Below are 14,687 nucleotides of genomic sequence, written 5' to 3'. Positions count from 1 at the left end.
TTCCTGGTCGCACCAGATCACCCAGCCGCCATGGACTTTGTCTGACGTGGCGAACCAGGAATGGGAATCCTTCGTCGCGATCGGTTGCGACTCCTTAAAGAACTCCAACTCCGAAGCGTAGCCGCAGAGCTCGGCCATTGAGGCCCGGGTCGTACCGCCAGCCTTGAAGGTCCGCGGTTCGCTCAACATTGCCAGCACGCCGCTCCCGGCGACCGGCTGGCTGAGGCAGGCAAACAGCTCGCGCAATTTGGTCAGCGCGTCAGAGCCAAGTCGCGCGGGCGCAGGCGGCTCGGGCAACTTCGGCGGAAACTCCTCATCAACCGGCGCCTTGGCCGGAGCATCCCAAATCGGCGTCGTTTCATCGAACGACTGCGTGGAATCGAGACTCATCTTCCTGCCTCCTGTGTGGAGCGCTCATGCATACGAGTAGAACTATCCGGCAATTCTAGCTACGTCCGACAAGCTCATGGCGCCGGCGGCCCAGACTGCCAGCGGATCGTTGGCCGGCGTGTCGAACTTCGCCAGCAGCGCGGCGCAGCGGCGACGCGAGACTTCCGCGCGTTGACGTCGTTCCATCGTCGACCAACGGCGTCGAACTTCTTGCATCCGGCGTTGCAGTGTTTCATGCGACATGGGAGTGGTTCCTTGTAGTGCGTGATCGCCGCCAAAGCGGCAAGTTTTTTGGTTATCGCCCCGAGATCGCAAACTTCGTGCCAAGAAGAAATGGCGGACTTTCTCGCCGTACTTCCCCTGGTCATGAGCAGCAGAGTCGAAATCGGCGCTGCGGCAATCAGCTTGGCGGATTGCCGACCACTCTGTTACCGAGATTTCGCCAATCTCATGCCTTGCGCGCGTCAACAACGGGCGGCACGCGAAATGCTATTTGATTTCGCTGTTATCAATCGCACCTCACACCTCGAAGGGATAGCCATGATTCGGATTTCGCATCAGGAGTTGGTTGAGCGTTGGGCACAAACGTACGTCGACGACGGATTTCAGGTTTGCGCCGAAGGCGTCGTAGGATCAACGGCCCCGGCCGAGATCAACGGCGCACGCCCGGACATTCAAGCCACGAGTGACGGCCATTCCATCTTTGCGCAGATCATCGATTCGCCCGAAGATTTCGCCGATCCCGACGTCCGTAACACCACCCAACGGTTGGCCGAGGCCCGTGGCAACGCGCATGCGCTGCACCTGATCGTCGCCGCGGAATGCATGCTGGAACTGGGCACGAAGCTGGCCGAGTGGAACGTCGAGCCCGACCTCGTTCACGTCACGTAGTCCTCCGACCCTGGCCGACTTTCCCTGGAAGTCGGTATGCAGCCATAATTCATGACTCGAACCGATCGCGACCGCCGGCGCGATGGCACAGCGTCCGGCGGCAAACCTCCGAGCCTTCCCATGATTACCTGCTTTAACTATGGCGAGTCCCTCAAACGGTTGGGCGACGATCAAGCGCTGTTTTGCGCGATGGCCCGTTGCTTTGTCGAAGATGTCGACGGGCTGCTAGGCGAAATCGCCGAGGGGAATCTTCGCGGGGAAGCCCAGCGTGTCGAACGCGCGGCGCACAGCTTAAAGGGCTTGGCGGCCACCTTTAGCGCTGCCACGGTCGTCTCGAAAGCGCAGTGCATTGAGGAGTGCGGCCGACAAGCCAATCTCAACAAGGCCCGGGCCGTACTGCCCGAACTTTCGGAAGAAACCGCTCGACTCAAATCGGAGCTCCTTCCTTACGCGGCGCTCGATTCCGCGAACGGCTCCGAATCGCACGTATAGCACGAGATTGAACCGAATCTATCCTGACTGGTCGAAATTCGACCTGCGATGCTGCGATCGCAAGCGCTGGAAATCTAGCGGTTTGAATAAATGCCGCTTCCTGCGTGCGGTTTGCGTTCATTTGCCGCTTAGCAATCCGAGCGGCACCGAGTTTGCTTAGGGGTAGTAGTTCCGAAAACATCAGCGGAGTCGCGCGCGACTCATTGCGGGAGATAAAGGGTCAAAATGGCGATTACCAGATTGCTCGTCGTGGACGACGACCGATACGCACGCGAAGCTCTTAAAACGGTCTTGCGGCGTCGCCAGTGTACGGTCGACACCGCGGAGAACGGGGAACGAGCCCTGGAACTGACCGCCGTGAATTCCTACGACCTCGCCATCCTTGACTACCAATTGCCGGATATGACCGGCGTGGATGTGCTACGCGGGGCTCGGGCGGTCAGTCCCACCTTGCCTGCCATCTTCGTCACGGCCTTCACAACGATTGACAAGGTCTTCCCGGCCGTCGAAGCCGGAGCGGAGCGCGTGCTGTCGAAGCCTTTCGACGCGGACGAGTTGCTGCGGCTTGTGGACGAGTTAGTCGCGCCGGCTTAACATGCACATCGTCCAGACGACGATTGGGGGCGCGCAGGGCGGTGGGTCGCGCCGTGGCTGATTCTCGACCGACTGCTTCGGTCGTTCACACGTTGCGCGAATCGATCGATGGAAGCGTTGATTTCGACACTGAGTACGGACGTTCCCCGACGCCACGGGACCGTTCCGCCGCATGTGAAGTTAGGTTATCTGCTGGCTGTGTTGATGTTTTTGGCGAGCGCCTGGACAGCCATGAGCAGCGTCCAAGTTGTACGCGAGAAAGGGAACGAGGCCAGCGATCTCGTGGAGTTTCTTGGCTCCCTACGTGACACCTTCTCACTCGTTCAGGACATGGAAACCGGCCAGCGCGGTTACGTAGTCACGCGCCGTCCGGAGTACCTGCAACCCTATCTCGCCGCTTCGTCCACACTTTCGACATCTCTGGCGGAATTGCGGGAACGCAACGACGATCGCCCCGATCAAGCGACCTGGTTCGCGGAATTCACGGCACTTATCCGGCGAAAACAAGCGGAGTTGAGTGAAACGATTCGCTTGATGGACGCCGGCGATCAGGATCATGCCATGGCGGTCATTCAAAGGGATGAAGGCCGGCAAGTGATGGACGAGATTCGCCAAGTCGTGGCGAGACGCCAGGCGCTGGATTTGGCGCGACTGCGCGATGCGCGCGACGCCATCGTCAACTCGCTGGAGCGGGCGGCGCTGATGGGCGCTGGCGCGGCGGTGCTCGGCATTGGCATCGCCGGCGCGTCGTTTTATCGGCTGCGGAACGAGCTCGCCGCCCGACAAGCCCTCGCGGACGACCTGCATCAACAACGCGAAGCACTGCGCGTGACCCTGTTCAGCATCGGCGACGGCGTCATCACCACCGACGCCCGCGGTCGCGTTCATACCTTGAATGGCATGGCCGAGAAACTTACCGGCTGGTCGAATCTAGACGCCGCGGGCCGAACGCTGGAAACGGTATTTGACATCGTCAACGAGACGACCCGGGAACGCGTGGAAAGCCCGGCCACGCGGGCCCTCCGCGAAGGCCAAATCGTGGGGCTGGCAAATCACACGGTACTGATCGCCCGCGATGGCGTGGAGCGCGCCATCGACGATAGCGCCGCCCCGATTCGCGACGCCGACGGCGCCCTGCTCGGCGCGGTCCTGGTGTTTCGCGACGTGACCGAGCAGCGCGGCGCCGAATTGACGCTCCTGGAAAGCCAACGGCGTAAGGACGACTTTCTCGCCATGTTGGCCCACGAGCTGCGCAATCCGCTGGCCGGCATTCTTTCCGGCGTACAAGTATTGCGCGTGCTGCGACCAGAGGGTGATGCGGCCGCCATGCAGGAAGTGATCGAGCGGCAAGCCAAGCACATGGGACGGATGGTAGACGATTTGCTGGATACTTCGCGCTTCGCGCGGGGCAAACTGAGCCTGCGCCGTGAGCACCTCGACTTGCGAGAACTCATCCGGGTGACCGTCGAAGACTACCGCAAAAGTCAGCTCGTCGAGGGATGCGACCTCGACGTCTTGTTGCCGGACGAAGCAGTCTGGGTCTGGGGCGATCGCACGCGGCTTGCGCAAACGGTGACCAACCTGATTCACAACGGCTACAAGTTTTGCGACGGTCCGTACCACGTATTGGTCACGCTCCGGGTGGACGAAGCGACTGATTCAGCGGAAATCGTTGTGGCGGACCAAGGCATTGGCATGGATGCCGCCATGCTGGCCCGCGTTTTCCAGCCATTCGTGCAGGCCGATACCAGCGCTGAACGGAGCCGTGGCGGGCTGGGTCTCGGATTGGCGCTCGTTCAGGCCCTCGTCACCTTGCACGAAGGGCGTATTTCCGCTCAAAGTGAAGGCCTCGGCCGAGGTAGTCAATTCGTCATCCGTTTACCACGATCCTTGAATCCGATTCCGGAACCTCCGTCGTCGTCCGTACCCAACGCGGGACCGCGGCGCGTGTTGATCATTGACGACCGCCGTGACGCGGTGATGCCGCTGGAGAAGATCCTGCAACTGTGCGGACATCAAGTGCGAACCGCCAGCAACGGCGACGCCGGTTTGGAGTTGGCTCGATCGTTCCAGCCGGAGATCGTCCTCTGTGATATCGGCCTGCCCGAAGGCATGAACGGGTACGACGTCGCGAAGGCCATGCGAGCCGACGCCGCGCTGGCGGCAGTTTATCTGGTGGCCGTCACGGGCTATGGCCAAGACGAAGATCGCCAAAGCGCCCAGGCGGTCGGCTTCGATTATCATGTGACAAAGCCGGTCGGCAAGGAAGACTTGCTCCGCGTGATCGGCCAGATGCCACGGTTCTAGCGCCGACGCTTAATGCGAATTGAGCGATGCCAGCAACTTGACGAGATCGTCGTGATGCACCGGCTTGACCAGATGGTGGTCAAAGCCCGCTTCGCTCGACTTGCGCCGGTCTTCCTCTTGCCCCCAACCGGTGAGGGCGACGAGACACATCGAAGCGCCCCAGTCGGCGTCGCGAATCCTCCGCGCCACTTCATGGCCGCTCAGCTTGGGTAGTCCGATATCCACGAACGCCAACTCCGGCCGAAACTCTTTGGCGGCTTCGAGCGCTGCCAGACCGTCGAACGCGAGCCGCGTCTCATGTCCCGAAAGTTTCAACAACATGGCGAGCGTTTGCGCGGCATCGCGGTTGTCATCCACGACGAGAATTCGCTTGGTCGCCTGCGTAACGTCTTGCCGCGACGCGTCTTTGACCGGCAACGCAACGGGAGTCGCTTCCTCGGGTTTGGCGAGCGGCAGGCGCACGCGGAATTCGCTTCCCTTGCCGGGCCCTTCGCTCAGCGCTTCGACCGTACCGCCATGCATTTCGACCAGCCGGCGCACCAGCGTCAGGCCAATGCCGAGCCCGCCGTGCGATGGTTCCACCGTCCGGACCAACTGCGTGAACATCTCGAATACGCTGGGCAGCATCTCGGCCGGGATGCCTTGGCCGTTGTCCTTCACCGAGATCACCACGTCGCCACGGTCCGTCGCAGCCGAAAGCCGAATCCGTCCGCCGCGGTCCGTGTATTTGCAGGCATTGTTGAGCAAATTGCTCAGCACTTGCGCGAGGCGCACCGCGTCGACATCGACATAGATCGCCTTATCCGGCAGCGCAATTTCAAAGTCGTGTCCCTGATGCTCAAGCAACGGCCGGCATGATTCCACGGCCTGATGCACGACGGAGGCCAACTCGACGCGGGCCACGCGCAGTTCCAGCTTGTCGCGCGTGATGCGCGAGACGTCCAGCAGGTCGTCAACCAAGCGCTCGAAGTGCGACATCTGCCGATCGATCGTCAACCGCGCTTGCTCGATCAGTTCCGCGTTGGCGCCGGCGTGCTTCATAATTTCCAACGAACTGCGCACCGGGGCGAGCGGATTGCGCAATTCATGGGCCAGCGTGGCCAAGAACTCGTCTTTCCGCAGGTCCGCCTGCCGCAGCGCCTCCTGCGCTTCGCGCAAATCCGTAACGTCGGTGTTGGTGCCGAACCAGCGCAGCACGTTACCCTGTTCGTCGCGGATGGGAATCGCGTAGGAAAGATACCAACGGTATTGCCCGTCGGCCCCGCGCAGCGGAAACAGGTCTTCCCAGACTTCGCCGGTTTCCCAGCAATGAGAGACGTGGGCGACGACGCGCTCCACGTGATCGGGGTGATGCACTTTCGTCCAGCCCCAGCCTTGCATCTCGTCGAGCGTCGTGCCCGTGTAGTCGAACCAGCGCTGGTTGTACCAAACGAGTGAACCCTGCGCGTCGGCCATCCAGGCGAACTGGGGGATATTGTCGGCCAGCGTGCGAAACCGCTCCTCGCTGTCGCGAAGCGCAGCTTCGATTTGCTTGCCGTCGGTGATATCCCGCGCCACTTTCGACGCCCCGATCACGTTGCCCCCCGCGTCGCGCACGGGTGAAATCGTCAATGAGACGTTGAGCGCGCGGCCACCTTTGGCGATACGCCTTGTTTCGAAGTGTTCGATCCGTTCTCCGCGACGCAGTCGTGCCTGAATAAGTGCCTCTTCATGCTGTAATTCCGGCGGAATGATCATCGTGATCGAACGACCGACCGCTTCCTCCGCGGCATATCCGAAAATCCGCTCGGCCGCCGCGTTCCAAGAAGTAACGACGCCCTCCATGGTCTTGGTGATCACGGCGTCGTTGGAAGACGTCACCACCTCCGCCAGCAGCGATTCCACTTCGCGCGCGCGGGAACGCTCGGTCACGTCCAGCGTAAAACAACGCGTGTGGGCAATCTTCCCGTGTTCCACGTACACGCTGGAATTGATCAAGACATCCTTGATCGTTCCTTGCTTCGTACGCATTCGCGCTGGCCGGTTCTTGAGCAGCTTTCCCGCTCGTAAATCCGTCAAGATGCCGTCGATGGTTTCCGGATCGACATGGAAAAAAGCGATTGGGCGGCCGACGTACTCTTCCCGCGTGTAGCCCAGCAGGTCGAGTTCCGCCTGATTGGCGCGAAGGATGATTCCATCCGGCGCTACCCAATGCAGTCCGACGCTGGCATTCTCGAAGAAGTCGCTCAACAATTGTTCGCTGCGGCGCAGTTCTTCTTCGGCATGGCGGCGTTCGGTCACGTCGCGAAAGACGAGCACCACGCCGATGATCTGTCCCGACGCGTCGCGAATCGGCGCGGCGCTGTCGTCGATCGGCCGTTCGCGCCCGTCTTTGGCGATCAACAACGTGTGATTCGCCAGGCCCACGATCCGCCCTTCCGCCAGGACCTTGTTGACCGGGTTTTGGACGGTCTCGCGCGTGGTCTCATTCACGATTCGAAAAATATCGGCGAGTCGCTTCCCCGTGGCCTCGGCCATCGTCCAGCCGGTGAGTTGTTCGGCGATGGCGTTCATCGCTGTCACTAAACCGGCCGCATCGGTCGCGATGACGCCATCGCCAATGCTGCCCAGCGTGATTCGGAGGTTTTCGCGCTGCTCGTTCGCATCGTCCGCGGAACGCTGAGCCTGGCCCTGCGCGCGGCGCATCACGCCGCCGATCAACGAGATGCCGAGCACTACCGCCAGGTACAGTGCCAGCCCGCCTTGGTTTTCCGTCCCCTCTATCCAGAGTGAGTGACGCGGCGCCAGCCAGAACCAAGCTCCCGCGAAACCGCCGATGGCTGTGGCAAAGAGCGCCGGGCCCAGGCCGCCGTACCAAGCGGCAATCAATACGGCGAAGAACAGCGTCGCGAATGGAGACCGCGTGCCGAGCACTGGGTCCATGGAGAGCCGAATGACCGTCGCCAGCGCGACAGCCACGGCAGCCACGCCGTAGCGATTCAGGAAGCCGGTTCCACCCCAAGAACTCCGGTCCTGCATAGCGCTGCGGCTTCTTGTAACGGGGTGATCGAAGCAGAGAAAAATCGCCGCGGGGCGCCTGACATGGGTACAACGATATGTTATCTGGCTTGCAGTCTTGTTACTAGCGCACCCGTGTCCGACTTGCCGTCCAGGCGATCAGGATTGGTCAAAATTCGCGCATGAAAAAAGGCGGGCGTGCTTTGATTGCACGGCCGCCTTCGTGAATTTTCTTAGTCTTCGATTAGGAACAGCGTGAAGCCACGGCATCTACCATGCGCCGAGCAAGGCCTTCGCCTGTTTCACGCGAGCGGTTCCAGAGGGTGTCCGACGGTCGGTCACGTCCCAGCAGCAGAGCGACGCCGATGCCTACGGCCAGCCCGCAGCCAAAGGCCACCACGACACTCTCGGCGGGACGTGACTGCACCATGCCCTCGGCCTTGGCATAACCATTGCCGACGCCGTCGCGGACGCGTTGCGTCGTATCGCGGACTTGCTCCGCGGCCTGGTGAACATAGCCTTCGGCCCGCTGCATCACCGATGCGCTGCCATTGCTCAGCTCTTCCAGGAAGTGCTCGACGCTTTGCTTGGCCTCGCCGGTCTTGCGTTGAATCTTGCCGACGAGCTGTTCGACGTTGCCGTCGAACCGCGCGAGGTCGTCGTCGGTGAGCTGTCCCCATTTCTCGCGCAGCTTTCCGCGCACCTGGTTCCAGCTTCCTTGAAGGGTTGCTTGATCAATCATCGCCGTACTCCTGAATTGAATTTATGGCTGGCGTGTGAAGTTGCGTTTGATTCTTAAACACCGAGGCAGCACCCGGAGCCGGGACACACAGGGTGACAAAACAACAGAAATCGCCGGGTGCTGCCTGGTGAACGGTCAGGGCCGAAATGAACTTCTGCGATGGAATGCATTCCTGTCGCATGCTCAGTTCGGGCCCTGGGTGAGCGATCCGACTAAGGAGATCTGCGAGAGACCGCCCCGCTGATCAAGCTCACGATGAACAACACGATGAACAGGAAGAACAGGATCTGCGCGATGCCGGAGGCCGCCGCATAGATGCCCGTGAATCCGAACAGCGCCGCGACCAACGCCACGACCAGGAAGACCAGTGCCCAGTGCAACATAAAGAAACCCTTTCGTGTGAATTTGCGAGTGCTTGTGGCGAGTCTTTCGTCGCCGGCGAGTATCAGCAAATGCACTTGGCGTGCCGGACCGCGAGGTTTCCGCCTTTCGCGGAAAAAAGACTTCGTCGAGCATGGCGGATCGCTGCTGGTCTCCAAGATACAAGGCTCATGACGTGATTTTCCGTTGTCCCTGGTGCGGGTGAGGGCTCACATCCAGTGAATTGCGTCGGTTGAGCGAAATACTCGAACTTCTCAAGTGGTCGCTATGCGACCACCACGGTAAGCCGGCGCTCAAATCGCTGGGCGCAAACCTTAGCGCATCGCGTCTGCCGGCTACTTTCCTGCATCACATTCAATGTAGAACTTCGCTCGCCCTTCTGGCACGCCGGTTGCGATCTTCGAATCGCGTCAGCCCGTTGGGCCATCAATGAACGAAGCGAATCATCGCCTCACCTACCATCGCCAGGAGCGCCAATCATGGCCGCCAAAACCCTCACCACGCTGCAAGACCTGCTTACGCTCGAATTGAAGGACCTCTACAGCGCCGAACAACAGATCCTCAAAGCGCTGCCGGAAATGATCAAAGCGGCCACGTCGAAGAAACTTCAAGCCGCGCTGAAAGAGCATCTCACCGTCACGGAACATCACGTGGAGCGACTGCAGCAAGCTTGCGACGAAGTCGGCGTTTCGCCCAAGGGGCACAAGTGCGCCGCGATGGAAGGCTTGTTGAAGGAAGGCGAAGAAATCGTCAAGCAAAAGGGGAAGGCCGCGGACTCCGTGCTGGACGCCGCGATTATCTCCGCCGCTCAGCGCGTCGAGCACTATGAGATCGCCGGCTATGGCACTGCCGCCACGTTCGCCAAGCTGCTCGGCTTCGAAGGCGCCGGCACGCTCCTCGGCGAAACGCTGGAAGAAGAGAAGAACGCCGACGTGTCGCTGACGGAGCTCGCCGAATCGGAAATCAACGCCGAGGCCGTCGAAGCCGAAGCTTAATTCCAAAATCTCGGGCCAGCGAGCGCTGCGGACACGGCTGTCCGCGGCGCTGCGACCCGCTTCGCACGACCACCACCGCACCTCAGTAAACGGAATCGCACACGTGAAAAGTCGACTTTTTTGGGCCGCCCTGTGGGTCATCGGCATTCCACTACCCATCGTCGTGATCTTGTACATGCTCTTTGGCGGCAGTTGAACACGCCGAGTTCTGCTTAATTCACTTCCACACCACTTCGCAGAGGCTCTCGTGTCAACGACCGAATCACCGCACATCGTCGAAGATCGCATGGCGGCGCTCCGCGCGCAGTTGCGGCGCGAGGCGCAAGCGTGCCATCAAGCGCGCGAGCGCTGGACCGATTGGCGCACGCATGTGCAAGCGCATCCTTGGCTCGCCTGCGGCTTGGCGGCCGCCGTCGGCTACGCGTTCGTTCCGAACCGGCGACAGAAGGAAAACCTGACGGCCCCCGCTACGCTCGCGTCTTCTTCGGTTACCGCGACGCGTTCGTCAGGGCTCATCGGCCGGCTCGCGACCGAAGCTGCGCGGCGTGCTGCCCAACAAGCGTTGGCCGTCGGCGCCGCCTGGGCGTTGGCCCGTTTCCGTGCGGCACAGTCGTCACCGGGCGCGGTTCAGAACGGACACAGCAATCCGCCCTTGTACGCCGAGTCGCCTTATTCGTCGGACTACATGCCATGATTCGCACTCGATGGTCTACCGAGAATCGTCGCAGCTTGGCGCGGGAGACGCGCGTCCAAGCTGCACCGTCGCCGACCACGCCGAAATTGTTGGAGCGGCCGGAAGTCAAATTGGGCATTGCGGTCGCCGCGGGCTTTGCCATCGGCCTACTCGTAAAATGGGGCTGGCGAAAATGAGTGCGGGACCAACTCAAAGATTGTTACAACGCGCCCGCGACTGGGCCGGCGACGCGGAAGAGCTCGCCGCCTTGCAGTGGCAATTGCTACAGCTCGAACTGGGCGAGCTGGCGATTCAATTGCGTCGCAGCCTGTTGTTATTTGCCCTCGCTGGCGCCGCATTCGTCATCGGCCTGCCGCTGGCGATCATCGCTGGCGTCGTTGTGCTCGCACAGGCGATGGATTGGCCCGTCGCCAATGCGCTGGCTGTCGCTGGCGTGGCGTTCGTGGTTTTCGCCGGCGCTCTGTGGTTCGCCGCGAAACGAAGTTGGGCCGTCGAGGTCTGGTTGCCGCGTTCCCGGCTGCAAGCCAGACAAAACCTGCGCAGCGTGTTTGCCAGTTGGCACGTCTCGTCCCCCTCGGAAGATAATGAGGACGACGAGTATTACCCGGATTGAATGATCTCAACCATGTTCAGGAGATAATTTCCCATGTCTACGACATCAGCGACGAAATCGCAGTCTCTGGAAAATGCTCGCCGCGAAGCCAATGCGCCGCGCGTGCAAGCGGTCGACGTGAAAGAAGACCTCGTCGAGTACATGAGCTGCTACGCGAAACAAAACCCTGCGCACGCTGCGCTGGTGTGCCTCGGCGTCGGCTTCATTCTCGGCTGGAAGCTGAAGCCTTGGTAGAGACCATTCCGTTGGATCGCGGACAACCAAGGCGGTCAATTCATCGACACTCCAAACACCATTCGCCAAAAACTTTCGCGAACATGGATGCATGCGAGATGAATAACCCCGCACTTTGCCCGCAAGTTATGCGTGTTTTACGCATTCTGATCGAATCACCGCCCGCACTTTCTCTTACGGGAGTCTTTGGCATCAAAGATGCCTAGGAATCCCTCGCCGACCACAGGAACACTTGAAGCGCCACAGTAGCGCGAAGAAGGAGCCAATCATGAGATGGACGCCAGCCTTAACCGTGGGTTCGATTGCCTTGAGCGCCGGAATGGCCCTCGCCCAGCAGTCGAACACGGAGACGGAGCGCCGCCAACCGGCCGCCACAGAACGGCAGCAGGGTGAACGCGAGGGAGCCCGCCGCGAGGGCCGCCGCGAAGCCAACACAAAAGACGCGATGTTCGCCACCTGCCTGGCGATCGACAACAGTGCGGAAATTCAGGTCGCTGAATTCGCCGCGCAGCGCCTGCAGAACGACCAGGCCAAGCAATTCGCCCAGCAGATGGTCCGCGATCATCAGGCCATGCTCGAAAAGCTGGGACAATTCGGCGCCAAGGAAGTCAATCTGAGCGCGACGAATGCCAAGTCTGACCAGCCGGCGGACGTCAATGTCCGTGCCGGCGCCGGCCAGGCGGATGTAAACGTGCAGGTCGACGAGCCTAACGGCGAACAACGCCGCACGGAACGCCGCGAAGCCCGCACGGAACGCCGCGAAAGCAACGAAGCGGATTTCGTCGCCATCAAGCGCGAAATCGCTCAGGAATGCATTCGCAGCGCCCAGGAAGAGCTGGCGGCGAAGCCGGCCAATGAAGTCGATCGCTGCTACATGGCCGCCCAAGTCTTTTCCCACCAGCACATGCTGGTCGGCCTGAAAGTCTTGGAACGCCACGCCTCGCCGGAGATGAAGGAAACGTTGGCGCAGGCCGCTCAGACGACCGAGCAGCATCTCAATCACGCGAAAGAGATTCTTAAGTCGCTGGACAGCCAGCACCACGGCGATACGCCCGCCACGAGCGGTACCACCAGCCGGTAGCATATCGCGCGAAATCAAAGCGTAGTGCGTGTGGTGCAGGGGAGCCGTATTTCCGCGTCGATGCGGATTGCGGCTCCCCGCTTTTATGCGCGATGCTCCCTTGGTCGATGACCGAATGGCAATCAACCTGAGCGCTTCGCGGCCACACACCCATAAATTGGGTGGGTCGATGCTCGTCTGTTTTCCCTTCAGACCACCCGTTTTGCCCCAAATTTGCCGATTCAAAGCCCGTAAGCGTCGGGCACGCGAAGTGCGTAGTCATGGTCCCGTCGCTGCCCATGGAGTCGACGAGCGACCACTCGGCAGCGCTAGCGGACTTCGCTCCCCTGCAGAACTGGCTCAGGCCGACATCTCGACCTTATCGCCGCACGGCGGCATCTCTCCGTTACTTTCCACCACCTGCCGCGAATTGCCGCATCACGCATTTCGCTACTTGTAATTGGGACAGTGCCATGATGACAATCGAGAAAAAGGACTTTGCCAGCGACTTGAGTGGAAGGCGCGCCATGCGTCGGGCATTGGTAGTGGATGATGATCGGGCGGTGCAACATTTGGCGCGCCATGTGTTGGAGGCCAACGGCTGGAAGGTCAGCGTGGCGGCCAACGAATCCGCCATGCGTGCCGAGTTCCTCGAGAACCCGCCGGACGTGGTGCTGCTTGATCTCCTGTTGCCCGATTGCAATGGGTTGGATCTGTTCCGCGAACTTCAAGAGCGCGATGCCAAGTTGCCGGTGATTTTCATCACTGCGCACGGCGGCAGCGATGCCGCGATCGAGGCCGTCAAAGGGGGCGCCTACGATTACCTCCACAAGCCGCTCGATGTTGAGACGCTCGCCAAGGTCGTCGAAAGCGCCTGGGAAATCCGCCGGCTGATGACCACGCCGGTCGATCTGCCGACGCTCCCATCTTCGGCGCCGCAGGCCGACGTCTTGTTGGGCCGCAGCCCGAAGATGTTGGAAGTTTACAAGTCGATTGGCCGCGTGGCGGATCAAGACGTTACCGTGCTGATCCTGGGCGAAAGCGGGACCGGCAAGGAGCTGGTCGCCCGCGCGATCTATCAACACAGCCGCCGCTCCAAAGGCCCATTCCTGGCTGTGAACTGCGGCGCACTGCATGAGACCTTGCTGGAGAGCGAACTGTTCGGGCACGAGAAGGGCTCGTTCACCGGCGCCGATCAGCGCCGCATCGGCAAGTTCGAACATTGCACGAACGGCACCATTTTTCTGGATGAAATCGGCGACACTTCGCTGCCCGTGCAAGTGAAGTTGCTGCGCGTGCTGCAGCAACAACAATTCGAACGCATCGGCGGCAATTCGACGATCACCGTCGACACCCGCGTGATTGCCGCCACGAACCGTGATCTTGACGCGTTGGTCGCCACACGGCATTTCCGCGAGGACTTGCTTTATCGTTTGAATGGTTTCACCATTCGCATTCCGCCGCTGCGCGAACGTCTGGAAGATATTCCGCTCTTGGTGGAAAACGCTGTGGCCCGGTATTCCGACGCCATGCGGAAGCAGGTCTATAGCGTGTCGCCCCAGGCGATGGAAGTCTTCCAAGCCTACTCCTGGCCCGGCAACGTCCGCGAACTGCAAAGCGTCGTCCGTCAGGCGATCTTGCAGACGCAAGGTCCGGTGCTGCTGCCGGAAAACATTCCCGGCTCCGTGACCCAAGTCCCAGTGAAGCAACATCGCGAAACAGCGGCGCCGACCGTGGTGGATTCGCTGTCCCATTTTGTGCAGGAACGATTGAAGGCCGGATCGACCGATCTGTTCGCCGAAACGGTCGAGCGCATGGAGCGCACCCTGTTGCCGGCGGTGCTGGAACATACGCACGGCAACCAATCCACCGCGGCGAAGATCCTCGGCATCACTCGAGGTAGCTTGCGGACTAAGCTCCGAGCCCTCGGCATTAGCGTCAGCCAGATCGTACAAACCGAGCATGGCGCGGACGAAGTGGACGCGCCGCATTTCGGTAACGGCCACGGTTAAGTAGTGCGTGGTCTTTGATGCCGTGCCATCGTCGCCTTTCGCTCCTAGTCTGTGAATAAATCAATGTTGCGAGCAATGACGCGACATAAGTCGTTGTTTTACGTCGGTTGGATTGACGTGAATTAACGACTTACGACGTCTCGTGTTGCTCGCCGACAATAGATTCACAGCCTCTCCGCGAAAGGAGACGGGGCGCTAAAACGTGGGGATGATTACTGAAAACACTCCGCGGACGGCGCGTGTCAATCGTCCGCATCGGACGCAGGTCGAGATGCAGTTGTTTTC

At 60.7% G+C, this 14,687-nt stretch carries 16 protein-coding genes; 11 read left to right on the top strand and 5 right to left on the bottom strand.

The genetic code is table 11. The features are described from left to right. Both SGJ19_08675 and SGJ19_08670 read right to left on the bottom strand, forming a co-directional pair. Positions 1–390: hypothetical protein (locus tag SGJ19_08675; protein MDZ4780312.1), on the bottom strand; the 390-nt coding region annotated here is incomplete at its 3' end. Positions 391–432: 42 nt separating this feature from the next. Continuing rightward, on the bottom strand, positions 433–633 hold the full coding sequence (locus SGJ19_08670; protein MDZ4780311.1) for a hypothetical protein: 201 nt from the start codon (positions 631–633) through the stop codon (positions 433–435). Positions 634–930: 297 nt separating this feature from the next. On the opposite strand from SGJ19_08670, the gene SGJ19_08665 reads away from it, so the two are divergent. From SGJ19_08665 to SGJ19_08650, 4 genes are all read left to right on the top strand, one after another. Next, positions 931–1,281 carry a hypothetical protein gene (locus tag SGJ19_08665; GenBank protein MDZ4780310.1) on the top strand — a complete coding sequence of 117 codons (351 nt, stop codon included), beginning with the start codon at positions 931–933 and terminating at the stop codon, positions 1,279–1,281. A 120-nt stretch (positions 1,282–1,401) separates the two neighbouring features. Next, positions 1,402–1,773, top strand: a complete 372-nt coding sequence (locus tag SGJ19_08660; protein MDZ4780309.1) for an Hpt domain-containing protein — start codon at positions 1,402–1,404, stop codon at positions 1,771–1,773. Positions 1,774–1,998: 225 nt separating this feature from the next. After that, positions 1,999–2,367, top strand: coding sequence for a response regulator (locus tag SGJ19_08655; protein MDZ4780308.1), 369 nt, complete (start codon positions 1,999–2,001; stop codon positions 2,365–2,367). Between the two features lie 231 nt (positions 2,368–2,598). Beyond that, positions 2,599–4,674: a CHASE3 domain-containing protein gene (locus tag SGJ19_08650; GenBank protein ID MDZ4780307.1), complete on the top strand. Its 2,076-nt coding sequence runs from the start codon at positions 2,599–2,601 to the stop codon at positions 4,672–4,674. A 9-nt stretch (positions 4,675–4,683) separates the two neighbouring features. Here the strand turns inward: SGJ19_08650 and SGJ19_08645 are convergent, their stop codons facing one another. The 3 genes from SGJ19_08645 to SGJ19_08635 all read right to left on the bottom strand — a co-directional run bounded on the left by SGJ19_08645 (position 4,684) and on the right by SGJ19_08635 (position 8,796). After that, on the bottom strand, positions 4,684–7,692 hold the full coding sequence (locus SGJ19_08645; protein MDZ4780306.1) for a PAS domain S-box protein: 3,009 nt from the start codon (positions 7,690–7,692) through the stop codon (positions 4,684–4,686). Positions 7,693–7,915: 223 nt separating this feature from the next. Further along, on the bottom strand, positions 7,916–8,413 hold the full coding sequence (locus tag SGJ19_08640) for a CsbD family protein (protein ID MDZ4780305.1): 498 nt from the start codon (positions 8,411–8,413) through the stop codon (positions 7,916–7,918). Between the two features lie 212 nt (positions 8,414–8,625). Further along, entirely contained in the window at positions 8,626–8,796 is a 171-nt protein-coding gene (locus tag SGJ19_08635) for a DUF1328 domain-containing protein (GenBank protein MDZ4780304.1), read from the bottom strand. A gap of 477 nt (positions 8,797–9,273) precedes the next feature. On the opposite strand from SGJ19_08635, the gene SGJ19_08630 reads away from it, so the two are divergent. From SGJ19_08630 to SGJ19_08600, 7 genes are all read left to right on the top strand, one after another. Further along, the gene (locus SGJ19_08630; protein ID MDZ4780303.1) at positions 9,274–9,789 is read left to right on the top strand and encodes a ferritin-like domain-containing protein; all 516 of its coding nucleotides are present in this window, start codon (positions 9,274–9,276) and stop codon (positions 9,787–9,789) included. Between the two features lie 247 nt (positions 9,790–10,036). Next, on the top strand, positions 10,037–10,483 hold the full coding sequence (locus SGJ19_08625; GenBank protein ID MDZ4780302.1) for a hypothetical protein: 447 nt from the start codon (positions 10,037–10,039) through the stop codon (positions 10,481–10,483). Continuing rightward, the gene (locus tag SGJ19_08620) at positions 10,480–10,659 is read left to right on the top strand and encodes a hypothetical protein (GenBank protein MDZ4780301.1); all 180 of its coding nucleotides are present in this window, start codon (positions 10,480–10,482) and stop codon (positions 10,657–10,659) included. The genes SGJ19_08625 and SGJ19_08620 overlap by 4 nt, the downstream gene beginning before the upstream one ends. Before the next feature lie 20 nt (positions 10,660–10,679). Beyond that, positions 10,680–11,096, top strand: coding sequence for a phage holin family protein (locus SGJ19_08615; protein MDZ4780300.1), 417 nt, complete (start codon positions 10,680–10,682; stop codon positions 11,094–11,096). 33 nt (positions 11,097–11,129) lie between these two features. Continuing rightward, positions 11,130–11,330, top strand: coding sequence for a hypothetical protein (locus SGJ19_08610; protein MDZ4780299.1), 201 nt, complete (start codon positions 11,130–11,132; stop codon positions 11,328–11,330). A gap of 268 nt (positions 11,331–11,598) precedes the next feature. Continuing rightward, positions 11,599–12,411, top strand: a complete 813-nt coding sequence (locus SGJ19_08605) for a DUF4142 domain-containing protein (protein ID MDZ4780298.1) — start codon at positions 11,599–11,601, stop codon at positions 12,409–12,411. Between the two features lie 506 nt (positions 12,412–12,917). After that, entirely contained in the window at positions 12,918–14,402 is a 1,485-nt protein-coding gene (locus SGJ19_08600) for a sigma-54 dependent transcriptional regulator (GenBank protein ID MDZ4780297.1), read from the top strand. Positions 14,403–14,687 lie beyond the last annotated feature (285 nt).

Source organism: Planctomycetia bacterium (assembly GCA_034440135.1).
GTDB lineage: Bacteria > Planctomycetota > Planctomycetia > Pirellulales > JALHLM01 > JALHLM01.
This window is presented reverse-complemented; position numbering and strand designations above follow the sequence as displayed.